The sequence below is a fragment of the Streptomyces sp. NPDC090442 genome (genome assembly GCF_044769405.1).
GTDB lineage: Bacteria > Actinomycetota > Actinomycetes > Streptomycetales > Streptomycetaceae > Streptomyces.
In genome coordinates this window covers 39506-65124 of record NZ_JBIVXW010000004.1, presented here as the reverse complement: position 1 = coordinate 65124, position 25619 = coordinate 39506, and the positions used below count along the sequence as shown (strand labels likewise).

15 protein-coding genes and 1 pseudogene are annotated in these 25619 nt (G+C 72.1%); all 16 read right to left on the bottom strand.

Annotated features, from left to right (window positions below):
- Positions 1-13 precede the first annotated feature (13 nt).
- The 16 genes and pseudogenes from ACIQU6_RS04655 to ACIQU6_RS04580 all read right to left on the bottom strand — a co-directional run bounded on the left by ACIQU6_RS04655 (position 14) and on the right by ACIQU6_RS04580 (position 25608).
- Positions 14-1174 carry a DegT/DnrJ/EryC1/StrS family aminotransferase gene (locus ACIQU6_RS04655; RefSeq protein ID WP_403480164.1) on the bottom strand — a complete coding sequence of 387 codons (1161 nt, stop codon included), beginning with the start codon at positions 1172-1174 and terminating at the stop codon, positions 14-16.
- Entirely contained in the window at positions 1171-2154 is a 984-nt protein-coding gene (locus ACIQU6_RS04650) for an aspartyl/asparaginyl beta-hydroxylase domain-containing protein (protein ID WP_403480163.1), read from the bottom strand. Before ACIQU6_RS04650 ends, ACIQU6_RS04655 begins: the two co-directional genes overlap by 4 nt.
- A gap of 38 nt (positions 2155-2192) precedes the next feature.
- Positions 2193-2588, bottom strand: a complete 396-nt coding sequence (locus tag ACIQU6_RS04645) for a DUF5990 family protein (protein ID WP_403480162.1) — start codon at positions 2586-2588, stop codon at positions 2193-2195.
- The gene (locus tag ACIQU6_RS04640) at positions 2581-3186 is read right to left on the bottom strand and encodes a hypothetical protein (RefSeq protein ID WP_403480161.1); all 606 of its coding nucleotides are present in this window, start codon (positions 3184-3186) and stop codon (positions 2581-2583) included. The genes ACIQU6_RS04645 and ACIQU6_RS04640 overlap by 8 nt, the downstream gene beginning before the upstream one ends.
- On the bottom strand, positions 3183-4937 hold the full coding sequence (locus tag ACIQU6_RS04635) for a condensation domain-containing protein (protein WP_403480160.1): 1755 nt from the start codon (positions 4935-4937) through the stop codon (positions 3183-3185). Before ACIQU6_RS04635 ends, ACIQU6_RS04640 begins: the two co-directional genes overlap by 4 nt.
- The gene (locus tag ACIQU6_RS04630) at positions 4934-6694 is read right to left on the bottom strand and encodes an ABC transporter ATP-binding protein (protein WP_403480159.1); all 1761 of its coding nucleotides are present in this window, start codon (positions 6692-6694) and stop codon (positions 4934-4936) included. The genes ACIQU6_RS04635 and ACIQU6_RS04630 overlap by 4 nt, the downstream gene beginning before the upstream one ends.
- The gene (locus ACIQU6_RS04625) at positions 6691-7620 is read right to left on the bottom strand and encodes an aspartyl/asparaginyl beta-hydroxylase domain-containing protein (RefSeq protein WP_403480158.1); all 930 of its coding nucleotides are present in this window, start codon (positions 7618-7620) and stop codon (positions 6691-6693) included. Before ACIQU6_RS04625 ends, ACIQU6_RS04630 begins: the two co-directional genes overlap by 4 nt.
- Positions 7621-7703: 83 nt before the next feature.
- Positions 7704-9197, bottom strand: a complete 1494-nt coding sequence (gene rfaE2, locus ACIQU6_RS04620) for a D-glycero-beta-D-manno-heptose 1-phosphate adenylyltransferase (protein WP_403480157.1) — start codon at positions 9195-9197, stop codon at positions 7704-7706.
- Entirely contained in the window at positions 9187-9471 is a 285-nt protein-coding gene (locus ACIQU6_RS04615) for an acyl carrier protein (RefSeq protein WP_403480156.1), read from the bottom strand. Before ACIQU6_RS04615 ends, rfaE2 begins: the two co-directional genes overlap by 11 nt.
- Positions 9468-11096 carry a carbamoyltransferase C-terminal domain-containing protein gene (locus tag ACIQU6_RS04610; RefSeq protein ID WP_403480155.1) on the bottom strand — a complete coding sequence of 543 codons (1629 nt, stop codon included), beginning with the start codon at positions 11094-11096 and terminating at the stop codon, positions 9468-9470. The genes ACIQU6_RS04615 and ACIQU6_RS04610 overlap by 4 nt, the downstream gene beginning before the upstream one ends.
- Positions 11086-12237 (bottom strand): glycosyltransferase family 9 protein, encoded by a 1152-nt coding sequence (locus ACIQU6_RS04605; protein ID WP_403480154.1) that lies wholly within the window; start codon positions 12235-12237, stop codon positions 11086-11088. The genes ACIQU6_RS04610 and ACIQU6_RS04605 overlap by 11 nt, the downstream gene beginning before the upstream one ends.
- Positions 12238-12611: 374 nt before the next feature.
- A pseudogene (locus tag ACIQU6_RS04600) lies at positions 12612-12812 on the bottom strand (MbtH family protein); the annotation flags it as partial.
- Between the two features lie 13 nt (positions 12813-12825).
- Complete coding sequence (locus ACIQU6_RS04595; protein ID WP_403480153.1) at positions 12826-14112, bottom strand: hypothetical protein; 1287 nt, start codon at positions 14110-14112, stop codon at positions 12826-12828.
- Complete coding sequence (locus ACIQU6_RS04590) at positions 14109-15155, bottom strand: TauD/TfdA family dioxygenase (protein ID WP_403480152.1); 1047 nt, start codon at positions 15153-15155, stop codon at positions 14109-14111. Before ACIQU6_RS04590 ends, ACIQU6_RS04595 begins: the two co-directional genes overlap by 4 nt.
- A complete protein-coding gene (locus ACIQU6_RS04585) occupies positions 15152-17743 on the bottom strand; it encodes an AMP-binding protein (RefSeq protein WP_403480151.1) in 2592 nt (863 codons plus the stop codon). The genes ACIQU6_RS04590 and ACIQU6_RS04585 overlap by 4 nt, the downstream gene beginning before the upstream one ends.
- Positions 17740-25608: an amino acid adenylation domain-containing protein gene (locus tag ACIQU6_RS04580; protein WP_403480150.1), complete on the bottom strand. Its 7869-nt coding sequence runs from the start codon at positions 25606-25608 to the stop codon at positions 17740-17742. The genes ACIQU6_RS04585 and ACIQU6_RS04580 overlap by 4 nt, the downstream gene beginning before the upstream one ends.
- Positions 25609-25619 lie beyond the last annotated feature (11 nt).

The following is a 25619-nucleotide window of genomic DNA, read 5'->3' as shown; positions in this document are numbered from 1 at the left end:
CGCAGTCCGGGTGTCAGGGTTCCTTGATCCCCGCCAACTCGCTCTCCTCGGCCACGGCGGCGCGGAGTTCGGTGGCGACCGTATCGAGCTGTGTGTCGTCGAGCCCCTGGTGCAGCGGGATGCACAGGGTCTCCGCCGCCGCGCGCTCCGTGCCCGGCAGCGTCGGCTGGGTTCCGTAGGCGCTGACCAGGTGTAGTGGGGCATAGCGGAAGCTGGTGTAGATCCCGCGGCGGTACAACCGCGTGGCGACCTCGTCGCGGATGCGCCGGTCCATCTGTACCCAGTAGAAGTAGTACGAGGACTCGTGCCCGGGAGGCGGGGGCGCCGGGCGGCGCAGTCCGGCAACGTCCGCGAGTCTGTCGCCGTACGCGTGGGTGACCTCCTGTCGCCGCCGGACGAACGACGGCAGCTTCGCGAGCTGTACCGAGCCGATCGCGGAGGCGATGTCGTTGGTGATCGACCGGCGGCCGAACGGTCCGATGTGGAACTCCCACCAGCGCCGCCCCGTACTCGCCGCCTGCGCGTATCCGCTGGCCTGTCGCATCCCCAAGTAGGCGAGTTCGCCGGCTCGTTGGGCCAGGGTCGGATCCCTGGCGTAGAGCATGCCGCCGTCGCCCGTCACCAGGATCTTCATCGGGTCGAAGCTCCACAGGCCGATATCGCCGAACGTGCCGCAGGCGGTGCCTGCTACCCGTGAGGCCACCGCGCAGGCGGCGTCCTCGATCAGCGGGATTCCGCGGTCCCGGCACAGTGCGGCGATGTTTTCGACATCGCCCGGGTAGCCGCCGTAGTGCAGGACCAGCACAGCGCGTGTGGCCGCGGTCAGCCGCGGTGCGACATGGGCCACGCTGGGGTTGAGCGTATGCGGATCGACGTCGCAGAATACGGGGGTGCCGCCCCGCGCGGCCACCGCGTTCGCCGCACCGACGAAGCTCACGGAGGGCAGCACCACCTCGTCACCCGGCCCGATGCCCAGTAGTTCCGCGGCCAGGAACAGCCCTTCGGTGCAGGAGTTCAGCGAGACGAGTCGGTCGGCCGGCACACCGAGGTGGGCGGCGAACGCCGCCTCGAACGCGCTGGTCCTGGCCCCCTTTCCCAGCCATCCGCTGGCGAACACCTCGCGGACCGCCGCCAACTCCTCCTCGCCCAGGGCGGGTTCGAATAGATTGATCACCGGCGCGACTCCCGCGGGTCGTCCGGGCGTTCCCAGTGGACTTGGTCGCCGTCGAGGTGCACGCCGGTCAGTCCGGTGCCTGCCATGTAGGTCGCGACCAGCTCGCGCACGCCGGCGTCCGGGGTGAGGGTGATCTCCCCGTCGCGGATGGCTACCCGCTCCACACCGCGTTCCCTCATGAACTCGATGATCTGCTCCTCGAAGTTCCGGCGTCGTCCGAGCAGGCGCTGTCGGTGGTCGCCGTGCAGATCCGGATGCAGCACGTCGAGGATGAGCACCACCCGGTCCTCGGTGCCGCGGTGCCACACCTCGTGTTCGAAGGAGTCGTCGAAGACCAGGCACTTGCCTTCCCGCCACTGCATTTCCCGGTCCGCGACGCGGATGCTCACTCCGTCCGGCACGATGAGCGGGAGGTGGATCCGCAGCAGCCCGTTCGTCGGCCCGCAGTGCGGCATGATGTGGGTGCCGGGGGAAACCCTGGACATCGTGATCACCCCGGGGCTGAGCTCGGTGACGTCCGGGATCTTCTCCACGATGCTCGCCGTGATCGGGAACCGTGCCCGGACGTGACTCTGCCATCGGCCGTCCCGGTACAGGTGTGCCTGTTTCCAGGAGCCCTTGCGGATCAGTCCGGCGTCGTCGGTGGTCGGTAGGACCGGATCGAGCGGAGTGTCGAGGACCTGCTCGACCTCCGCCCTGATCCGCCGGTGGTGCTCCTCCAGGTAACCGATGAACCAGAACTCGCCCGGATCGTGGACCGGTTGTGCGTGCAGCCCGGGGATGTGCTCCCTGGCCCGTTGCAGGGGCTGGTCCCAAACCCCCTGCCGGACGGCCTCGTTGGCGCACTCCATGGCCTTCGCCGTCTCGCCCGCGTAGTGCCAGGCGTCGATCAGGCTGGCGTAGTAGCGCCGGATCATCTGTGTCAGGTAGGCGCGGGTGCCGACGGTGCCGGAGGCGCCCGCAACCTCGTGCTCGGTCATGTTCCCCCCTCTTGTCCTCTCCAGTGGGTGAGGTGCCGTTACACGGCGGACCAGCCGTCCCCGTCGAGGACCGCCCGGCTCCGGTCGGCGTCGACCACCGTTGCGTGGATCTCCGCCTGCCCTGCCACCGCGTCCGCGGCGGGCAGGATGATCTTGGTGCGTCGTTGCCACGGTTCCTCCCCCGCGCCCCTGAAGCTCAGGTAGAGGAAGCGTTCCTTGGGGGTGCCGTGGACGAACGGGCCGCCGAAGTCCTGGCGTTGGGGTCCGGCTGCCCTGCTCGCGCGCACGGTGAGGTCCACTTCGTAGCGCACCGAGCCGTCGGGGGCGCTGGCGCCCTCGACCAGTTCTCCCGACGTGTCCTGCAGGCCGACGCCCTCCGTGTGCTCGGTCGGGTCGGCCCAGGTCACCACCACGTGCAGCGTCTGGTCAGCCATGGTTGCTCCCGGTGGTCGTTTCGGTGACGAGGTCGAAGTCGTCAGGTACGTCGAAACCCAGTTCCTGCTGGCAGAAGCGTTCCCACTGCGGGGTGTGGGCGTCGAAGACGACGTCCTCTCCGGGCCAGATCCCCGAGGTGACGGTGAGGTCGTGGTGCAGGTAGACGAGTGTGTCGTCCGGCGGGGGGTCGCCGTCCGGGCTCTGCGCGGCCTCGGCGGGCCAGTCGGGGTAGGCCCGCAGCGCCTTGAGCGGATAGGCCCGGCAGTAGGGCATCCAGGGGGAGGCCGGGTCTTCGCCGGTGGACTGCTGCACCTTCTCCCGCAGGATGCGGGCCGCTTCCCGGTGGCCGGCCGCCAACGCGATCTCGTACGGCGGCCGTTCGTCCTCGCCGGTGGCCAGCGGGTCCGCCCCCGCTGCCAGTAGGGCGGTCACCGTTGCCGCGTCACCGTGGCCCGCCGCCCAGTCCAGCGCGCTCCATCCCGCCTCGTCCCTGGCCGCCAGTTCCTCTCCCGTCGGCGCCAGGTCGCCGATCGTCTTGCTGTCACCGGTCTTGCTCGCTGTCCACAACGCGCTCGCGCGTCGGCTCCCTGCTGTCATCCGTGCTCCTCTGACGGTGGTGTGTCGGCTGTCCACGCGGTCACCAGGGTGGTGATGGTCGGCGCGCGCAGAAAGTCCGTCAACGCAATCCGGACACCATGCTCTTCTTCCATCCGCTTCAGTAGCACCGCGGCGTCCACGTCGGTCCTGCCGTTCTGGAAGAATTCGCCCGAACGGTGTCCCGGGCCGACGGTCCGCGCCCAGACGTCGAGCAGTCGGGCGTCGATCCGCCCCGCGTTCTTCGTCATCCAGTCGGCCGCGCAGCGGGTGCGTGGCTGCGGCACGGAGGCCCGGGTGATCGTCTCCCCCGCCGCCTGTGGCCGGATTTGTGAGAGTGGGATGTCCGGTCGCTCCAGGACCTGCCGCACCACCGTCCCGTACCAGCGAAACCACCTGGGACCGGCGGCGGCGGTGTACAGCTCGGCGGTACACCGGAGTTGGCACACGAGCGGGCCGGTGCCGTAGTCGAAACAGTTGACGCTGAGATCCGCGTGCTCGGGGACCAGATGCGGCCCGCAGGGGCCGTCGTCCACACCGACCACCGTCGCCGAGAGTCCCGGGGACAGTCGCGCCTCGGCGCGCGGGGCGCTCAGCAGGTTGAAGTAGATCTGCTTGAACGGGTGTGGCCTCAACTCCCGTGCCGGGTCGAGCCCTTGCACCAGGTCGTCGCGTGGCAGGTTCTTCCGGTCGCGGGCGTTGAGCACCGCGTCACTGGTGCGGTGCAGCACCTCGCGGAAGTCCGGGTCGCCGGTGAGGTCGTTGGGTATGACCAGATAGTCCGAAAGGGGGCCCACCAGTCCCGTCGCGAGGCTGCTCCCGCGGTTCGCCGACGAGGACGTGGTGGCCAACTGCTCGACACCGCAGGCGCGGGCCAGCAGGCAGTGGAAGGCCGCCAGCAGCGTCACGAAGAGCGTGACGTTCGCCCGCCTGCTCCATGCGCGGAGCTGATCGCTCACGGTGGGATCGAGGTTCTCGGCGTGCGTCCAGCTGCGGTCCGGTATGCCGGCGCTTCTCGGGTGGTCGGCGGGCAGCGGCAGCGCGGTGATCCCCCGGAGCCTTCGCTGCCAGTCCCGCAGTTCCTCGGCCCGGGCCTGCGGTGACCACTGTGCGGCCTCCCAGGCGGCGTACTCCGCGTAGTCATGGCCGTGCGGGCGCGGAGCTGCCGGACGGCCGGCCAGCGCTGCCTGGTAGAGGGCGCTCAGGTCCTGGCTGAGCAGCGGGATCGACCAGAAGTCCGCGGCGATATGGGGGATCGACATCATCAACACATGGTCGGCGGGGGCGAACCGGGCCAGCGCGAACCGGCAGGGCGGGCGCCGGTCGAGCACATACCCGGTCAGCGCGGCACGGTGCAGTTCCCTGAGTTCACCTCCGCGGTCCGCGTCGGTGGGCAGCGCGCCGAAGTCGACCAACGGCACGGAGATCCGGTCCGTCGGCTCGATGACCTGTCGGGGAGCCCCGTCGAGCACCGGGAATCTGGTCCGCAGCGACGCATGCCGTGCCACCAGCGCGCGCAGTGCGGTGCGCAGCGCAGGAATCCGGAGCGGTCCGCGCAGCCGAAGCAACATCGCGTCATAGAGCGGGGTGGCGCCGAACTCCTGGTAGTGCAGCCAGTCATGGCGCTGGTTCGGGGACAGGTCGGGTGGTTGGCGCCCGGTGAGTTCCGGTACACGGGTTTCGGCGGGCCTCTTACCGCCCCGATCACGGCTGCCCTGCCCCGCCAGCAGCCGGCGCAGCGCTCCGCTCCTCATCGCGTTGCCTCGGTGGTGGCCAGCCGGCGGTACAGCGGGTCCGAGCGCAGGAGCTCCGTGTGACGCCCGGCGCCCCGGACCCGTCCCTCGTCGAGTACCACCACGAGGTCCGCCTGGCGGGCCACCGAGATGCGGTGGGTGACCGCCAGCACGGTGCGGGCCCTGGACTGGTCGACGATGGTGCGCAGCAGGATCTCCTCGCTGTCGGCGTCCAGTTGTGAGGTCACCTCGTCCAGCAACAGCACATCGGCACGGCGCAGCAGGGCGCGGGCGACCGCGAGGCGCTGGCGCTGCCCGCCGGAGACCGAGACGGCGCGCTCGTCGACCGCGGTGTCCAAGCCGTGCGGCAGTCCGGCGAGCCACTCGGCGAGCCCGACGGCGCGCAGGGTGTCGAGCACTTCCCGGTCGTCGGTGCAGTCGGTCCCGTAGCAGACCGCCTGTCGGATGGTCGCGCCGAGCAGCGGGGCGTCCTGTTCCACATAGGCCAGTCGGCGGCGTAGTTCGGGACGGCGGAGGGCCCGGATGTCGACGCCGTCGAGGAACACGCTTCCTCGTTCGGCGTCCAGGAACCGTTCGACGAGGTTGAGCAGGGTGGTCTTGCCGATGCCGGACGGTCCGGTGATGACCGTGAGCCCCCGCGGCACGTGCAGCGAGACCCCGTTGAGGACCACGCTCCCGTCGTAGCCCGCCGACACCTCCTCCAGCACGATGCCGGTGGACGGCCGGTCGGCGGTCGGGTCCGGTGCCGGTGTCGCGTCGGCTTCCGCTGCCTCGGGTTCGGCCGGGAGCTCCAGGATGCGCTGGATCCGGCCCAGAGCGGCGAGTCCCTCCGAGACCGCGCTCGCCGCCTGGGTCATGGCACCCACCGGGGCCCGTAGGTACATGACGTACAGCAGGAAGGCGACCAGGTCGCTGAAGGACAGGGTGCCCGCGGCGATCTTCACCGCGCCCATGCCCAGCGCGGTCAGGAACATCACGTCCATGATCACTCCGCTGCACGTGCCGATCAGCGCGGACCACCGGGCCGCCCGTACGCCCTGCCGGTAGGCGACTTCGGCCCGGCCGACGACACCGCGGGCCTCGTACGTCTCGGTGCCGAACGCCTTGACCGTGCGGAACGCCACGAGCACCCGCTGCAGCCCGGTGAGCATCTCGCCGACGCAGGACTGCGTCGCCTGGGTGGCCTGGTAGAGCCGGCGCAGGACCAGCCATTCGATCCCGGCTCCGAGGACGACGATCGCCAGCAGCACCAGCACCATCTTCAGGTCGACCAGCGCCATCAGCAGCACGGTCGCCAGCAGCACCAACGGGGCGCCCGCGCCCCGGACCAGTGCCTCGGCCACGGCGCGTTCCAGCAGCGTGGTGTCGCTGCCGACCCGGGAGAGCACCTCGCCGACGGGCTCCCGCTGCACCGTCACGACCCGGGCTCGCAACAGCGCGCCGATCATGTCGGAGCGCACGCCGAGCACGATCCGCTGCCCGAAGCGGCCCAGCAGGTAGTTGCTGGTGAACAGCAGCACACCGGACAGCACGGCCACTCCGCTCAGTGCCACCAGGCCGGGTACGAAGCTGGCGCCGGTGGTGACCGAGTCCAACAGCCACTTCACCACGCGCGGTTGTGCCAGCACGACGCCGTAGGAGAGCAGGTCGAGGACGAGCAGCCCGGCCATGGCCGCGCCCATGCCCCGGCCGAATCTCCACAGCAGCGGCAACTGCGACCAGGTGGACGGCCGGGCGGATGGCGTTGAGTCCTTCACCGGTACTCGTACCTGGCCTTTCCGTCCCGGAGTTCGATGGCCGATGCGTTGCTCTCGCGCAGGTACCGGGTGACCAGGCTGGTGACACCGGGGTCTGCGGTGAGCCGCAGGGTGTCCTCGGTGAGCTCGGCCCGTCGGATACCGCGCTCGGTCATGTAGGTGCTGATGCGTTGGTCGAATTCGGAGCGGGCGGACAGGATCCAGTCGCGGACGCTGGGGTCGAGGGCGTGGTGGGAGACGTCGAGCAGCAGCACGACCCGGGGTTGGGTGCCGTCGTGCCAGACCTCGTGCTCGAAGGAGTCGTCGAAGACCAGGCATTCGCCTTCCTGCCAGCGGAGGGTGCGGTCACCGACCCTCATCTTGGGGCCTTCGGGGACCCGTAGGCCGAGGTGGACCCGGTGCCGTGCGTTGGAGCCGCCGCAGTGCGGTCGGATGTGGGTGCCCGGATACAGCCATGACAGGGTGACCACGCCGGGGCCTCCGCTGCTGGCCTCCGGGATGCCCTCGATGACGCTCGCAGTGACCGGGAACCGTTCGCAGACGTCGGCGAAGCGGTGTCCGGCCTCGTAGAACGTCACCTGCTCCCACCGGCCCCTGTCCAGCAGCGGCTCCTCCACCGGGAGGAAACCCCCCGGGGACGCGGCGGTGACCGCGTCGAGTTCGGCACGGATCCTGGGGTAGCTCTCGGCCAGGAAGCCGGTGAACCAGAACTGTGTCGGGTCGAAGACCGGGCACGGCTCCAACGAGGGCACGTAGTGTTCCGGGCGCTGCTCGGGGTGGCGCCAGATGCCCTGGGCGACGGCGAGTTCGGCGCAGGCCACCGCGGCCTCCCGGTCGCCCTCGGCGAGCAGGGCGTCGATGAGGTCGCGGTAGTGCCGTCGGGCGTCGGTGGTGCGCCGGATGCCGGCGCTCCGGGCCGCGTTCATCGAAGACCTCCGGGGAGGGCCACGCCTTCGGGCTGGGTGGGAAGCGGATACCGGCGCTCGCGTGGGGAGGACGTCATGTCGCCTCACGCCCCCTTCTGGTTCCGGCCGGTGCGGTGTTCGCCCGCCCTCGGCAGTGCGTGGATATCGTGGATGATCTTGCTGGTGGACAAGTCGTCGACGGTGCTGAGCAGTTCGACCGAACCGCCCAGCCGTTCCACCAGCGGGGCCTCCGGCAGTGTCCGGCGGGTGTAGTCGCTGCCCTTGACGTAGTGGTCCGGCCGCAGCCGTGCGATGAGGTCGGTGGGGCTGTCCGCCTCGAACGGCACCACCAGGTCGACGCAGCCCAGGGCAGCCAGTACCCGCATGCGCTCGGAGAGCGGAATCACCGGCCGGGCCGGCCCCTTGAGCCTGCGCACGCTCGCGTCGGAGTTCACCCCGACCACGAGCAGCCCGCCGAGTGCCTTGGCCCGACTGAGCAGGGACACATGGCCGCCGTGCAGGATGTCGAAGCAGCCGTTGGTGAACACGACCCGTTGGGCGCGGTGGGGCACGTCGGTGAGCCAGCGGGGCAGTTCGCCGTCCGCGAGGAGCTTTCCGGTGTCCGACAGCCGACGGCGCAGCTCCTCGGCGGTGCAGTGCGCCGTGCCCGGCTTGCGCACGGCGATGTCCGCGGCCGCCGAGGCGAGTTCGGCGGCGGTGCCGGGGTCGGCGCCGGTTGCCAGTGCCATGGCCAGCGCCGCGGTGAAGGTGTCCCCGGCCCCGATCGTCATCCCGAACTCGCCGTCGGCGTAGGTGCGCAGGCTCGGCCGTCCGGCCTGCACGATCACCGCACCGTCGCGGTCCAGGGTGATCGCCGCCAGGTTGGCACCGCTGCGTTCCAGCACCTGTTCGGCGTGGTCCATCATCTGCCGGACCCGCGCGCCGCCGCGCACGGGTGCGGGGAGGCCGAGCAGGTCCAGGGTTTCCGCGTGGTTCGGGGTGACCACGTCAGGCCGGATCGCGCGGAACGCCGCCGGCGCCCTGGAGTCGACGACGAGTAGCGGGCGCCGGGGCGAGGCGGCCAGCGCGGCCCGCACCTCGGGGGTGAACGTGCCGCAGTGGTAGTCGCAGACGATCACCGCGTCGCACCAGTGGAGCTGTTCGGTCAGCCGGGCGGCGAGCGCGGCGGAGGCGCTGGGGCCGATCGGCGCCCTGCTGCCCTCGTCCATCCGCAGCAGCATCTGCCGCGGGGCCAGTACACGGGTCTTGACCACCGTCGCTCGGGTCCGGTCGGTCAGCAGGTGGTCGGTGCCGATCGCGGCCGACGCCATGGCCCGGCGCAGTCGCCGCCCGGCGGGGTCCGCGCCGACGACGGCCAGCAGCCGGGTCTGTGCGCCGAGCGCAGTGAGGTTGGCCGCCACGTTGGCGGCACCGCCGCACTGGTCGCGCACCCCGGTGACCTCGACTACCGGAGCGGGGGCTTCCCGCCCCAACCCGGCCGGGTCTCCGGTGACATAGCCGTCCACCATGGCGTCGCCGATGACGACGGTGCGCACACCGGCCATGGCGGTCAGCAGGGCCAGCAGGTCACTCGTCATGACTCGGCCCCCGTTCGGCGCGGGACCGACGCTGGAGGTGCTCGGCCATCCCGGCGATGGTCTGGGTCTCCATCAGAACGCGGACCGACAGGCTCACCCCGAGCCGTTCCTCGACCGCGCCGATGAGCCGGACGGCGGCGACCGAGTCACCGCCGAGGTCCAGGAACCGTTGCGTGCGGCCGATCCGCTCCAGCCGTAGTGCCGCACACCACAGCCCGGTCAACTCGCCTTCTAGCCTGCGCCGTTGGTACCACGCCCTGATCCCGGAGCTCATGGCCGCCTCCGCCTGCTGACGAGGGTGTGCGGCAGCACCAGGTAGTCCAGGCCGGCGTCCAACAGGGTGCGCACCGCGTCCCTGGGGGTCTCCGCGATCGGCTCCCCCTTGGTGTTGAGGCTGGTGTTGAGCAGCAGAGGCACCCCGGTGCGCGCCTCGAAGGCGCGGATCACCTCGTAGTAGGGCGGGTTGTCCTCACGGCGGACGGTCTGGAGCCGTGCGGTGCCGTCGACATGGGTGACCGCGGGCACGGTCGGCTTGCGCACCGGCGAGGCGCGCAGCATGAACGGGCTGTCGGCGAATCCGAACCAGTCGGTCGCCCGTTCGTTGAGGACCGCCGGTGCGAACGGCCGGAAGTGCTCCCGGAGTTTGATTTCCGCGTTGAGCCGATGGCGCATGGTCGGGCTCCTCGGGTCGGCGAGGATACTGCGGTGCCCCAGTGCCCGCGGGCCGATCTCGCTGGCGCCGTCGAACCAGCCGACGACCGCGCCGTCGGCGAGCAGGTCGGCGGTCCGGCCGCAGTAGTCGTCGACGGTGTCCACGTGCAGCTCGCTCGCGAACTCGTGCAGGGCGCGCCGCTCGGAGTCGGCGGAGTAGGTCCGGACGGAGTACATCAGCTCGGTGTTGTGATGCTGGCGCCTGGGATTTCCCAGGACGTGGTGCCAGTACCACAGGGCGGCACCGATGGCGGTTCCGTCGTCCCCGCAGGCCGGATGGAAGTGGATCCGCTCGAACTCCGAGGCGGTGAAGGCCGGTTCGGTGGCCACCACGTTCAACGAGGTGCCGCCGGACAGGCACAGGTTGCGCCCGATCCGGTTGCGGGCGGCGATCGGGCCGAGCTCGGCGAACAGCGCCCGCATCTGTTCGTCCAGTCCGCACTGCACGTAGTACGCCAACCGCGCGTTGAGCTGCCGGTCCCCCACCGTGATCGGAACCGGGTCCCGGTCGGCGAGGGCGACCAACTCGTCAAAACTCCTGATCCCGGCGGAGGTCGGCACGGCGGGTGCGCCGGTGGCGCCGTAGGGAGCCAGCCCCATCACCTTGCCCGCGCCGACGATGCTCGTCCCGAACAGCCGCTCGGCGACGTAGCAGTAGCCGACGTTGGCGTTGAACCACGCGTCGAAATCGCGCCGCAGCGGATACAGCTTGGTGCCCCGACCCAGGTAGGCGCGGCAGCCGATGGGATCGATGGCGACCGAGACCGCGGAATCGAACGGCGAAGTGTAGAAGCTGGCCGCGGCGTGCAGCAGGTGGTGTTCGGGGTTGACGGTGCACGGCAGGCACGTGCCGTCGATGGCGACCCGTGCATGGCGTTGGTCCACCCAGAACTCCGGCCAGGTCTCCTTCAGGTCCGAGCCGTGCAGCAGGACGATGTCCGGCGAGTCCATGGTGTGCAGGTTGCACAACAGCACATGGTCCACGTCGGACAGCACGAGGCCGGCCTGGTCGAGCAGTTCCGCCAGGTCGGCGGCGCGCAGCCCCGGGTGTTTCTTGCGCCGGGAGAATCGTTCGGTGGTGACGAAGCCCGCCATCCTCCCCTCGGAGAGCAGGACCGCGGCACCGTCGTGGTTGAAGTTGATCGACAGGATGTTCCGGACCGACGCCGCCGGAGGTTCAGTGCGCACCCGAGACCCTCGCTTTCCCCGGCTCGGACGCCGTCGCCCCGAGCAGCCGCGACACCACGGCCCACACCTGGTCGACCCCGATGTCGGACAGACACCTCGGATAGGGACCCGTGGCGGAGGCGTAGGCGATGGGGCAGTCGTGCGCGCAGCGCCGGCCGGCCAGTTCGTCGGCCCGGTGGGTGGCTGCCTGGCACGGATAGCGCAGCGACACCCCGTGGTGGTGTGGATAGATCCTGGCCCAGAGGAACTGGGTACCGGTGGGGCCGTAGAGGACCACGGTCGGCAGGCGCAGCGCGGCGGCCACGTGGGCGAGCGCGGAGTCGTTGCCGACCAGCAGATCCATCTCGGCCAGCAGGTTCGCCGTCCGGTCGAGGCTGTGGCCGGTGACCACCTCGACGACCGCCGCCGGCCGTCCGGCCGTGATGGCGGCGGCCAAGGCGAGCAGGTCCGCGCGCTCCCCCTCGCTGCCCAGCAGGTAGCAGGCCGCGCCGCACTGTCCGATCGCGCGGCGGCACAGTTCGGCGTAACGGTCGGGCGGCCAGCGGCGGTTCCAGTGCGGGGCGCCGCCGGGTTGCACGGCGAGTCGCGGTACGCCGCCGGGCAGGTCCGGCGGCGGCTCGACGGATCTCGGCAACGGCGGCACCACGGCACCCGGCCGGAGGCGTCCGGCCAGGCCGAGCGCCGAGGCGAGTGCCGAGGCGTGGTCGAACAGGTCGGCCCGACCCAACACGGGCGGCGGGAGCCGGAGCGGGTCGGTCAGGTCACCGGGGGCGGTACCGGGGCCGTGCAGTCCCAGGCGGACCGGGATGCCGGCCCGTCGTGCCTCCGGTGCGCCGAGCCCCCTGCTGTCGGGGTCGACGAAGCACACCCGTGCGCCGAGCCCGGCCAGTTGGCGGTGGAACCGTGCCCACCGATGCGGGTCCGGATCGCCCGGGTCCGGGCAGGCCAGCACGTCCGTCGCATAGCTGTGCCGCTGGAAGAACTCCGCGAACCGTCCCGCCACCGTGCTGCCGGTGACCATGGTGAGCCGGGCCGCCGGGAAGGCCCGGCGGAGCAGGGCCAACGCGATGTTGCGCTGCACCAGGTCGCCCAGCCCCGGCTCCACCAACCGGGCGAGGAAACACACCCCGTCCACCGCCATCACTCCGGGCGGCGTGCCAGGCTCGCCTGACCGGTGAGGGTGCCGAGGTCGACGGTGGCAGCGCAGGTCAACGGGACGAAGTCCAGGTTCAGTTGGCCGCCGAGACGGACCGTGCCGGTGCCGGCGGCGAAGTCGGCCCCGGCCTGCTCGCAGTCCGCCTCGACCAACTCCACGCCGAGTTCCGTGCCGCCGTTGGTTTCGGCGAACCGGAGGAAGACATAGCCTCGGTCGATCGACTCCCTGAACGCGGCGGCGGTGCGCTCGGGGCGGAGCGAGACCTCGATCGGGTGGGTACCGGTGGTCAGCCGCTCCACCAGGGTCGGCGTACCCGCGAACGGGTCCTCGGGCACGTCCTCGGACAGTCCGTCGGGGTGTTCCTCCATGAAGATGCGCAGGCTCAACGGGCGCATGTCGGTCCAGACTTCACCGATGTAGGCCAGGCACTCCTCGCGCCCCCCGGTCTTGCCGACGGTGGTCCAACCGTCGGGTACGTCCTGATCGGTGGGCCAGATCGAATACTGTTCCTCGATGTTGCGCACCACGTGGTAGGTACGCTCGTCCACGGTGTCGGTCATGGGGCGGTGCTCCTTATCGTTGACTGAGGTCCGGTAGTGGTGCCGCCGGATCGGCGCCGACCCGGTAGATCAACTGCCGCAGCAGGTCCATGAGTTGGGCCGCGCCGGCTTCGGTGACGTCGGGCTGGACGTGGTCGAGGACAAGCACCGTGTCGTCGTCGAGTTCTCCGATGTGGACGTCGAGCAGCGCACCGTCGTCCGGCGCGGCGCCCAAATGTCCTGTGTGGCCGAGCAGTTCGGCCTCCCTGAACAGCTCGATCGAGAAGAGGCCGCCGGCCGGTGACCCCTCGTTCTTGGTGCGGGCGCTGCGCGGCGGGTTCCGGCAGAAGTGCACGGTGACGTCCCACAGCGCGGCCGTGTGCGGGGTCGGCAGCGCGCCGGTGCGCAGGCCCTGGTCCAGCAGGCGCGGGTAGGGCAGGTAGTGCACCACCGAGTCCAGGAAGCCCGCCTGGGTCCGCTGCATGACCTCGGAGAAGGCCGGGCTCTTCAGTCCGTCGAGGTCGACTCGGAAGGGCAGTCGGTCGGTGAACGGGCCGAGGACCGGACCGAGTTCGTAGGCGTCCCGCAGGTCGAAGTCGCAGCAGAAGCCGGTGCCCGGCCTGCCCTGGGCACGCAGGCACCAGGCCAGCAGGGCGACGACCGCGAGCGAGCCACTGGCTCCCAGGGGGCCGTTGCCGCCGGTCAGCGTCGCCCAGCACTGCGCGTCGACGCGCAGCCGTTCGGAGCGGACCGTCCGGCGGTGGGCCGTCCGGGCACTGCGCACCGGGGTCGCGTAGCGGGGGAGCTCCTTGTCCCACCAGCGCCGTCGGGCCTGGTCCGCGGCGGGCCTCCCGACCGGATCGAAGCCGGCCAGCTCGGTCGGGTCACGGTAGGCCGCGACCCGGAAGCGGCCGAAGTACGCCTGGAACACCGCCCCGAGCGCCGCGTACAGGGAGCGCGCGTCGAGCGCGCGCCGCGGTGCGACCAGGCCGAGTACGTGCCCGTGTTCGGCGAGGGGCACCCAGTGGAACCGGATCGGCGGTCCACCGTCGCGGTCCGCCGGACGGTCGCGCTCGGCCCTGAGCAGCGCCACGCAGGAGGCCATCGGATCGCCCGGCCCGAGTTCGTCCGCGTGGTGCCGGCGCAGGTCGGGGGCGAAGCCGGCGAACGGGGGCGCGGCGGCCACCGTGCGCACCGCGGTGGCCAGACGGTCGGTGTCCACCTCGCCGTCCGCCCGGAGTGCCCGGACGTGCCGTCCCGGGCCGGTTTCCAGGAGTACGCCGGGGGGCGGTGGGATGCGCTCGGACCGCCGTGCCCTCATCGGACCACCTCGGCCCGCGCCGCGTCCCAGGACAGCGGACCGGACATCGCGACCGCCACCAGGCGGTCGCCGGTGTAGGGCTCCCGGCCGTGGGCGGCCAGCAGGTTGTCCACCAGCAGCACGTCGCCGGACTGCCACGGCACCGCGGTCCGCTCGGCCGCGTAGGCCGCCCGGAGGTGGTCGAGCACCTCGTCCGGGATCGGTTCACCGTCTCCGTAGTAGGTGTTGACCGGCAGGTCCGCCTCGGCGAACTGGGCACGGACCGCCCCACAGACTTCCGCCGGCAGGCTGCTGACGTGGAAGAAGACCGCGTGGTTGAACCAGACCTGGGCACCGGTGCCGGGGTGCACGGCGATGGCGGGCCGCACCTGGACGGTCCGCAGGCGGTCGCCTCCGACCCACTCGACCTCGATGTCCCGTTCCTGGCAGTACCGTTCGACCCGTGCGCGCCGGTCGGTCTGGAACGCCTCGCACCAGCTCATTCCCAGACCGGTCCCGTAGTTACGGACGTAGCGCACCCCTCGCTCAGCGAATCCGGCGCGCACGTCGGCCCGGATCCTGCCAAGCACCTTCCTGGCGTCCGCCAAGGGCGTCGCGCCGCCGGTCGCCGCCGGCCGCAGGCAGCAGAACACCAGGCGCTGCGGGAACTCCCGTTGGTAGGAGTTCTCGTGGTGCAGCGCGATGGGTTGGTCGGCGGGGTGGTCGGTGGCGGTGTAGACCCGGTCGCCGAGTGCGGTCCTCGGCGAGGACCGTTCCAGGTAGGGGCTCGGATCGCCGGCCAGTGCGCGCAGTACCGTACCGAAGCGGTCCAGGTCGACGCCGAAGCCGCGGAAGAGCACGGCGCCGTGCGCGTCCAGCCAGGTGCGCACGCGCCGCGTCGAGCGGGCGGCCCAGTGCGTCAGGTCGACGCCCGGTTCCGCGGCGCACACCTGCAGCGGCAGGGTCGCGCCGGTCGGCAGTCCGGCCGTGCGCACCCAGTCCTCGGGGTGGGCGGACACCCGGCGCCGTTGACCGGGTCGGGGACCGCCGGTGCCCGCCGTCATGTCCGTGGCCCCTCCCGCCGCGCGGTGCGGCCCGACCGGTCGCCGCCGACGTCCGGGATGCCGCCGAGCAGGGCGTGCACGAACCGGTCGTTCGGGCGGAGCCGGAGCGGTTCGCGCAGCGCGTCGGTGTCCACCGTGCCGATCGGGCAGAGGCCGAGGCCGGTCTCCGCCGCGACCATCATCAGCAGCTGGGTCATCGCGCCCGCCTCGAACACCGAGAAGTCCCAGGCCAGTTCGCCGTAGAGCGGGGTGATGGCGTCCATCCTGCTGATCAGGTAGAGCACGAACGCCGACTGGCGCAGCGCCGACTGGTTGATCTCGGCGTGTGCGACGGCCGGCACGTGGTGGCCGGTGTGGACGGGAACGAGTTCGGCGCGGGCGGGGTGGAGGTAGTAGGTTCCCGCGTCCAGGTCTGTCACTCGGCCCGGTGCGACGTCGACGTAGACGCCCAGTGGGTAGGCGCTGCCCGCCGAGGGGTACCAGAACCTGGCCTCTCCCTCGTGCTGGCTCCGACGCACGGCGCCGAGCAGCGCCGCGAGTTCGCCGAAGGCTACGGGCCCGGACGCGAACCGCCGGTGGCTGCGGCGACCGGCGACCCGTGGATCCACCACTCCGCCGAGGGCGGTCCCCGCGACCTTGTCGTACTCCTGCCGGATGCCGCGATGGGTGTCCTTGAACGCCTGGCGCGCCACAATGTCGACGAGCAACTCGCCCTCGTTCGCCGGCGGTCCGGCGTCCGTCCCGCTCGCGGGCGGCTCGGCATCCGGGGTGAGGTGCGGGCCGACCAGCACCGCGATCGAGGGGAACCGCAGCAGCTCCTCGACCGCGACGTCGAGCCCGAGCTCCTCCTCGATGACGGTGGCCAGCCGCACCAGTTCCACCGACGTGGCACCCAGGTCGATCAGGTTCATCTCCGGGTCGATCTCGTCCACCGCGAGGACCCGGCAGGCGATTTCGGTGGCCGAGGCCAACAGCGCCTGGTCGTCCGCCGCCACCGGTGGCCGGTCGGCGACGGGCGCAGGGGCCGCGCCGCCGGTCGCGGCAAGCCGGTCGCGGTCCACCCTGCCGTCGGGGGTGAAGGGGAAGGTGTCCAGGATCTCGATCCTGCTGGGCAGCAGGTACGGAGAGACCTTGCGGCGCAGTTGGTCGAGCAGGTCCTGCCCGGTGCGGCGCGTCCCGGGCGCGAGCCGCACGAAGCCGAGCGCGCTCTCGTCGGCCACCGTGACCACCGCGGCGGCCCGCACCCCGTCCGTCGAGGCCAGCGCCACTTCCGTGTCGTGCAGATGCAGTCGCCTACCGTGCACGACGAGTTGGGCCGCGGCGTGCCCGACGGTCTCCACCGTCCCCGACGGGAGCACCCGGCCGAACAAGGCGGTGGGCAGCAGGCGTTCGCCGGACTCCGGATGGGCGGGCCAGCGGTCGGTGCCGGTGGCGGACCGGTGCCGCGCGCAGTCCGCGGCCAGGCCGCCGTGGTGCACCTGCCCGGTGACCCAGAGCGGGCAGATCCCGCCGTTCTCGGCCAGCACGTGGAGGCGTTGGTTGCGCATCGGACCGCCGATCGGCGCCGCCGCCATTTCCCGTTCCGTATCGGTCAGTTGGCAGCAGGTGACCCAGGCCCCGTGCTCCTCGGCCGCGGAGAGGTTGGCGACGACGAGTTCCGGGCCGGACAGTCGGCGCAGGCGTCCGAGCAGGGCGCCGGTCAGCAGCTCCCCGCCCAGCAGTACCAGCCGCAGCGTCCCGGGCAGCCGCCCGCCGCGGCGTTCCACCTCGGTGAGCAGCAGTTCCAGCAGGGTCGGCGTGGAGTTCCACACCGTGACGCGCTCCCGGGCCAGCAGATCGACCCAGGCGGCGGGCTCCCGCAGGTCGATGTCCTCACCGAAGACCAGCGCGGCACCGGTGAGCAGACCGAGGCAACTCTCCCTGATTCCCTGCCCGGAGGCGATCGGGGCGAGGGCCAGGATCCGGTCGTCCGGTCCGAGCCCGAACCGGTCGCCGAGATCGGCCGTCATGTTGAGCAGTTCCCGGTGGCTCATGGCCACCCCGGTGTCGCCGTCGGGGAGTACCACCGCGGGGTCCCGCTGGTCGCGTGGCGGCGGGTCGGCGGGGGCCGCCACCGGCACCCGATCGAGCGCCGTCGTCGCGGTCCCCTCCGGCCAACTCAGCCGGTCCAGCAACCAGGACTGCGAGACGCACGCCGAGATCCCACCCCGGTCGAGCTGCCGCCATCGGGAGATCTGTGGTCGGCCGGGGTCCACGGGCACCGGTACCGCGCCCGCGCGCAGGATGCCGAGCAGACCGGTCAGTTGGTCGGCACCGGGCTCGACGCACAGGGCCACCCGGTCCCCCGCTCGCACCGCCTGCCGGCCCAGTGCCGCGGCGACACCGTCGGCGGCGGCGAGCAGCGCGGCCCTGGTGTGCCGGTGTCCGGGCCCGAGTACGGCGAGTGCGTCGCCCCGTTCGGCCGCCAGCGCCGCGACCGCTTGGTCCACGGTGCCCGGCGGGATCGGCCCGGTCACCTCGTTCATGCGCAGCAGCAGTGTCCGCTGCTCGGCAGGGAGCACCGAGAAGCCTTCCCCGACCATGCTCATGCTGGGTCGCCTCCAGATTCCACGGCTGCCGCCGCGAGGTTCGCGAGTACCGTCTCGAACGCGTTGAACATGCTCTCCACCAGGCCGGGCGGGAACGCCGCGGCGACGAAGTCCCAGGTGCAGACGAGCTTTCCGGCCTGCTCGCCGACCTGGTGGTCGAGGAGCACCTGGGGGGTCTGGCTCACCGCGTACACCGTCCTGGCCCGCCAGGCGGGCACCTGCGCGGCCGGCAGCACGCCGTCCGAGAGGAGGGTGCTGGTGAACACCACGGGCATCGCCGAGTCGTCCCGCCGGCGCGGGTCCGTGCTGCGCAGCATGCGCAGCACCTCGACCCCGGTGACCGTGCGGTGGTCCAGGTCCCGCCAGAGCTGGTCCTGCAGGCGTTTCGCCCGTGCCGGGAACGAGGACTCGCCGGAGCCGTCGACGGCCAGCAGTGTCGTGGCCGTGAAGTCGCCGACCAGCGCGTCCACGTGCGGATGGAGGGGCAGTCGGTTGAACGTGGTGACGTTGAGGGTGAACCGCGGGCTGTCGCTCCAGGCCGCGAGCACCTCGCAGAAGGCGGCGCAGATCGTCGCGGACGGGGTCAGGTCCGCCGCGGCCGACCAGGCGCGCACCGCCTGCCATGCCGTCGGGGTGAGTTCGGTGTGCAGGCGGTGGAACGTGGGGCTGGTGAGCTCGGTCGGCCGCCGCAGCAGTGGCAGGCCGGGGGCGGGCGGTAGTTCGGCGAGCCGGTCGGCCCAGTAGCGCTGCGACCGGCGGTGGCGCGGACCGTCCTTCAGCCCCTCGACGGCCAGTACGTAGTCGCGGAAGGTGCAGCCGAGCGGGGGCAGTTCGGCCACCGGGTCGTGGTACAGGGCGAGCAGTTCACCGGTGAGGATGCGGGCGCTGTGGGCGTCGGCGATCAGCAGGTCGACGCTGATGTGCAGCCGGGTGATGGTGGCGTCGAGGCGGTTGGCGCGCAGTTCGAACAGCGGCCATTCCTCGGGCGGCCGGACCTGGTGGGACATGCTGCCGCGGACCTCGGCGAGCCGGTGTGCCACGGCCTCGGGTGCCCGGCCGCGCAGGTCCGAGGCGTCGAGCCGGTAGGCGGGCACGGTGTTCAGGACCTGCTGCCGGCCGTCGCGCCGGACGACGGTCCGCAGTGCGTCGTGCCGGTCGATCAGCAGGCGGAGGGCCCGTTCGAGCCGGGCGGTGTCGAGGTCGTCGACGTCGAGTTCCAGGTAGCTGTGGGTGGAGACACCGCCGAGCCCGAAGCCGGACCGGCGGCCGAGCCAGTACGCCTGCTGGATGTCGGTGAGCGGGAACGGCTCGCTCCGGGCTTCCGGTTGGGCCGTCAGCGTGGCCGTCGGGTCCGGCTCGGGGCCGGTGTTCCCCTGCGCCTCGGCCACGGCCTCGGCCAGTGCCGCGAGCGTCGGGGTGGTGAACAGCCTGGCGAGCGGGATCCGCACGCCCAGCTCCTGTTGGAGTGTGGCGATGAGCCGGATGGCTTCCAGTGAGGTGCCCCCGAGCGCGAAGAAACTGTCCTGCGGGCGGACGCTCGGCACGGCGAGGAGTTCCGCCCAGATGGCGGCCAGTTCGGTCAGCGTCCGGTTGTGGTGCCGGGGGGCCACGGCGGCGCGCGCTCGCCTCATCCGCTGCTCCCGGGAGGGGAGTTGGGCGCTCAGCGCGGCGCGGTCCACCTTGCCGTTGCCGGTCAGCGGGATCCGGTCGAGTCGGTGGAACACGGTGGGAACCAGGTAGGAGGGCAGCACCGCACCGAGCCGGGTCCGAAGCTCGGCGGGCTCCTGGTGGGATTCGGGTTCGGCGACGAAGAAGGCGACCAGCCGCCGTTCCGTCCCCGGCTCACCGACCGCGACCACGGCGGCCGCCCGCACCCCCGGGAGGCGTTGCAGCGCCGATTCGGTCTCGCCGAGCTCGACCCGAAAACCGTTGATCTTCACCTGGCCGTCCTGCCGACCGAGGAACTCCAGGTTCCCGTCGGGAAGGTGGCGGGCCAGGTCGCCGGTCCGGTACAGGCGCTCGCCGGTCTCCGGGTCGCGCGGGAACCGATACCGGGTCTGCTCCTCGTCGCGCCAGTACCCCAACGCGACGCCGGCGCCGCCGATGTAGAGCTCGCCGGCCACCCAGTCGGGACGCGGTCGCAACCGGTCGTCGAGCACCCGGATCGACTGGTGGGCCATGGGCACGCCGTAGGGGATGCTGCGCCAGGACGGGTCGACCTCGCCGATGGGGTACCAGACCGACCAGATGGATCCCTCCGTCGCGCCGCCGAGGCTCATCAGCCGTGCTGTGGCGGCCAGTTCGCGGAGCCGGTCGGGCAGGGCGACCGGGATCCAGTCGCCGCTGAGCAGTACCAGGCGCAGCGTGCTGAGCGCGGTCGGTGCCAGCTTTCCGGCGTACTCGGTCAGAACCTCCGCCAGCGCGGGCACCGAGTTCCAGACCGTGATCCGTTCCCGGGCCACCAGTTCGGCCCAGTGCGCCGGGTCGCGCCGCTTGTCCGGCGCGGGCAGGACGACCGTGCCCCCGGCGGACAGCAGGCCGAACAGGTCGTAGACGGCGAGGTCGAAGCTCAGGGAGGAGACCGCCAGGACGCGGTCGTGGCGGCCGACCTCGAAGCGCCGGTTGACCGCGTCGATGGTGTTCGCCGCGCCGCGGTGGTCGATCATCACGCCCTTGGGCGTTCCGGTCGAGCCGGAGGTGAAGATGACGTAGGCCAGGTCGGCGGGGTCGGTGCGCACCTGGGGCGGGCCGGCCGAGCGGTCAAGGTCGGCCGGCCGGTCGACGGCGATCGCCTGTACTCCGGCCGGTCGCGGCAGCCGGTCCGCCAGCGTCCGCTGGGTGAGCACGGTCCGCAGTTCGCCGCGTGCCATCAGGTGCCGTAGGCGCGCGTCGGGCAGTTCGGGGTCCAGGGGCAGGAAGGCCATCCCGGCCGCCAGCACGCCGAGCGCGGCGACCACCTGCTGCCAGCCCTTGTCGGTGGCGATGCCGACCAGTGCGTTGGGGCGGTCGCCGGTGGCCAGCAGGGTGTGCGCGACCCGACGGGCCCGTTCGGCCAGTTCCCGGTAGGTCATCCTGGTCTCGCCGTCGACCAGCGCAAGGTCCGCGGGCCGCGCCGCCGCGCGGGCGAACACCGCATCGTGCAGGCAGTGCGGTCGGGGGGTGGTGGTGTCGGCGGCGGTGAGCGCCGACCGGACGGCCTGCTGCGCGGCGGGGAGCGAGGGTGCCGGCCGGCCGGTCCAGTGGGCGGGGTCGGCCACCAGGTCGGCAAGGAGCCGGCGGTAGGCGTCGAACATCCCGTCCAGCACGCCGGGGTGGAACAGTTCGTCGACCGCGTCCCAGTTGAAGACGAGTGCGCCGTCGCGCTCGGCGACTTGGTGGTCCAGGTGCACCTGCGGGGTCTGGGTGATGCCGTGGCCGAGTTCGCCCAGCGGGGCGCGTTCGGCCTGCGCCGGGTCGGCGGCGGTGGCCAACGGCAGGTTCGAGGTGAACACCACCGGGGTCAGCAGTTGCGGTGGGCGGCCCCGTTGCCGGGCCCATTCCCGCATCACCTGGACCCCGCTGAACCGGGCGTGATCCAGGTCGGCCCAGAGCAGCCGGTGCAGCACGCCGGCGCGGTCCGCGAAGGGCGCTTCGGTGCGGTGGTCGACCTCCAGCACGGACAGCGAGGTGAAGTCGCCGACGATCAGGTCGACTTCGGGGTGCACCGGTTCCCGCTGGAACACGGTGAGCATCAGGCTGTAGTGCGGGCGCCTGCTCCATCGGGTCACGACCTCGGCGAAGGCGGCGAGGACGACGGCGGACGGCGTCAGGCCGAACTCGGCCGCCCGCGCCTTGAGCGCCGACCAGTCCGCCCGGTCCAGTGCCCCGGAACGGCGGACGAAGTGCGGCCGGTCGATGCTCTCCGGCGCGGTGGCCAGGGGCAGTTCGGGTCCCTCGGGCAGGTCGGCGAGGCGGTTGATCCAGTACGTCCGGGCCTCTTGGTGCTCCGGCTGCGCGCGGCGACGTTCGGCGGCCAGCACATAGTCCCGGAAGGTCAGCTCCAGTGGCGGATACCCGCGCTGCCGGCCGGTGTAGCGGTCGGTCAGTTCGGCCATCACCAGCCCGAAGCTGTGGGCGTCGCAGATCAGCGCGTCGATGCTGAGGTGCACCAGCGTGTCCCCGTCGGGCAGCAGGGAGGCCCGGACGTCGTACAGCGGCCACCGGTCGGCGGGGAGCAACTGGTGGGAGAGTTCGGTCCGCCAGGCAGCCAGTCGCGCGGTCCGGTCCGGCGCGGCGTCCCGTCGCAGGTCCTGGACGGCGATGCGGTAGGGGGGCACCGAGTCCAGCACCCGCTGCGTGCCGTCGTCGGCCAGCACGGCGCGCAGCATCGGATGACGCTCGATCACCGCGCGCAGGGCGGCCTGGAAGCGGTCGAGGTCCAGTCCGGTCGCGGTCAGTTCCAGGTAGGCGTGGGTGGAAACGCGGCCGAGCACCAGATCGGCGTCCCGGCCGACGAGGTAGGCCCGTTGGATGTCCGTCAGCGGGAACGGGGCGTGCCGCGCCGCCCGGTCGGGGGTCAGCCGCTCCGAGACCTTCGGTACGTCCTGTCGTCCGGCCGTCGCGTCGAGCCGGGCGGCCAGGGCGCGGGCGGTCGACGCCGCGACGAGGTCGCGCAACCCCACCGGTGTTCCGAGCCGCTCGCGCAGTACCGCCGCGACCCGCGCCGCGAGCAGCGAGTTGCCGCCCAGCAGGAAGAAGTCGTCGGACGGACCCGGCCGGCGGGTGACCGGCAGCAACGCGGTGAAGACGTCGAGCACGACAGCCTCGGTCGGCCCGGCGTCCGGTGCGGTCCGCCGCTCCACAGCCGGCGCCGGCTGCGGTCGAAGCGCGCGCAGTCGCCGTCGGTCGACCTTGCCGCTGGCGTTCAGCGGCAGTTCCGCAACCAGGTCCACGGTGGCCGGCACGGCGTAGGTGGGGAGCCGGTTGCGCAGGAATCCGATCACGTCGTGCGGCGGCCGCTCCTGGTCGACGGCGACCACATACGCGGCGAGCAGGGGCGCGCCGATGCGGTCGGGGCGGGTGACGACCGCGGCGTCGCGGATTCCGGGGTGTCGCAGGAGGGCGCGTTCGACCTCGCCCGGCTCGACCCGGTGGCCCCGGATCTGCACCTGTGCGTCCAGCCTGCCGAGGTACTCCAGGTTCCCGTCGGCGCGCCGGCGCACCGCGTCGCCGGTACGGAACCAGCGTTGTCCGGGCCTGCCGCCGGGCAACGGCCCGAACCGGTCGGCGGTCTGCTCGGGGCGTCCGTGGTAGCCGAGGGCCAATCCGGCCCCGCCGACGTGGAGTTCGCCGAATCCCAGCGTCGGCGCCGGCAGGCCGGCCGGGGTCAGTTCCCGGGTGGCCGTGCCGTCGATGGCCCGGCCGATCGGGACCGTCGCCGGATTGCCGCCGGATGGCACCTCGAACGCGGTGGCGTCCGCGGCGACTTCGGCGCAACCGTAGAGGTTGAGCAGCCGGCGGCCCGGCAGACACCGGTGGAACCGTTCGGCCAGGTCGGCGCCGAGCGCCTCGCCGCTGCTGACCCAGGTGTGCAGGTGCGGCAGGTGGAGGTGCAGGTCCGGTTGGTCGTCGAGCAGCATGCGCAGCAGGCTCGGCACCACCACGAGCCGGGTCACCCGGTGCGCGCGGAGCCTGCCGACCAACCGCTCGGGGTCGGCGGTGTCCTGAGCCCCGAGCAGTGCCAGCGGCACGCCGGACAGCAGCGGACCGAAGGTCTCCCCCACCGCGTCGACGAAGCCGGGGGACGTCCTGGCCGCCCAGACCTCCGCACCGGTGGCGGGATAGGTCCGCCGCATCCACCGCACCCGGTTGAGCACCCCGCGGTGGGTGCCGAGGACGCCCTTGGGCGGGCCGGTCGAGCCGGAGGTGTAGATCAGGTAGGCGACGGACTCCCGGTGGACGGGGCGGTGCAGGCGGTGTGCCGGGAATCCCCGGACCGGTTCGCCCGGATCGTCGACCGCCATCAGGGGAGTGTCCGTCGTGGCCCAGCGGGGCAGCAGTGCGGTGGTGGTGAGTACGCACCGGGGTCGGGCGTCGGCGATGATCTCGGCGAGCCGCTCGGCGGGCTGGTCCGGGTCCAACGCCACATAGGCGGCCCCGGCCTTGAGCACTCCGAGCACGGCGAGGACCGAGTCGAGGGAGCGGGGCAGGCAGCAGGCGACCCGGTCGCCGTCCGCCACGCCCCGCGCCCGCAGCCTCCTGGCCAGTTGGTTGGCCCTGCGGTCCAGTGCCCGGTAGGTGACCGAACGCCCGCCGTCGACCACGGCGATCGCGTCCGGGGCGCGGTCGACCCGGCGTTCGAAGGCCGCGGGCACGCCGTCGGTCCGCTCGGCGGCCGCCGGCGGTGCGGGCTCGACAGCGGCCGGCGGGGCCAGTAGTTGGGCGGCGGTCAGCTCGGGGTGGTGTGCGCATCCGACCAGCACGGTGTGCAGCTGCTCGGCGAAGAGCGCGATGGTGGTTCCGGTGAACAGGTCCAGGTCGTACTGGCAGGAGATCCTGATCCCGTCGGTGTGTTCCCAGATCTCGACCAGGAGGTCGAACTGCGCCGCTCCCAGCTCGATGTCCGGCTGTTCGGTCGCCAGTCCCGGTAACTCAAGGGTCGGATGGGTCTGTTGGGCGACGCACAGTACCCTGATCGGGGGGTCGCCCCCACCGTCGGACCGGAGCAGCTCCAGCAGGTGCTCGTAGGGCATTTCCTGGTGGGCGAGGCTCTCCAGGGTGGACGTGCGAGTCGCCGCCCAGAGGTCGTGGAAGCCCTGCCCGTCCTCGATCCGCAGCCGCAGCGGCACGACGTTGACGAAGTAGCCGATGAGCCGGTCGAACTCCGGCCTGGTGCGGCCGGAGACGAGGGTGCCGACCGCGAGGTCGCGCTGCCCGGTCCAGCCGTGCAGCACCACCAACAGGGCGGTCAGCACCAGCATGAACAGGGAACCACCGGTCTCCCGCCGCAGTCCGTCCAGGCGGTCGGCCAGCTCCGGCCCGATCAGGAGGCTGTGGTTGGCGCCGGTGCCGCGCCCGGTGGCCGGCCGCGGATGGTCCAACGGGAGCTCGGTGTACGGCAGGTCAGAGAGCCGGTCGCGCCAGAAGCCGGTCAGCTCGGCGGCTTCCGCCCCGGTGAGCCGGGCGCGTTGCCAGGCGGCGTAATCGTGGTAGCCGAGCGCGGGGAACGGCAGGCGGACCGGCTGCCCGGCGGTGAGGTCCCGGTAGCAGTCCGAAAGGGCCTGGGCCAGCACGCCGTTGGACCAGCCGTCGGTGATCGCGTGGTGGAGGGTGAGCAGGACGAGGTGGTCCTCGGGGCCCAGTCGGAACAGCACCGTGCGCAGCAGCGGTCCGTGGCGCAGGTCGAAGGGGCGGCGGGCCTGTGCCCGCAGCAGCGCCCCGAGCCGCTCGTCGCGGTCATCGGCTCCGGCCAGGCGGGAGAGGTCGACCAGGAGGAGCGGCATCGTGACCCTGGTGGCGATCGAGCACCCCAACGTCCCGTCCTCGGCCTGGTACAGGCTGGTGCGCAGGGCCTCCTGGCGTCGGGCGACGGCGTCGAGCGCCGACCGCAGCGCGACCGGGTTCAGCGGGCCGCGCAGCCGGACGGCGGTGGCGTAGGCGTAGGCGGCCGGCGCCAGTTCGTTGAGCAGCCACATCCGTTCCTGGCCGAAGGAGGGCCGCACCGCCGCGGCCACGGGTGCCGGGGCGGCCGTGGTCGGGCCCGCGGAGAGCGTCCGCTCGAACCGTGCCCGGGCTTGGGGGGACAGCGCGGCGATCCGCTGTCGCAGCTCCGCCGCCTCCGTCTCCGCCAGCCCGGCGAGGATCGACTCCAGTGCCGGTTCCGTCATGGCCGTTCCCC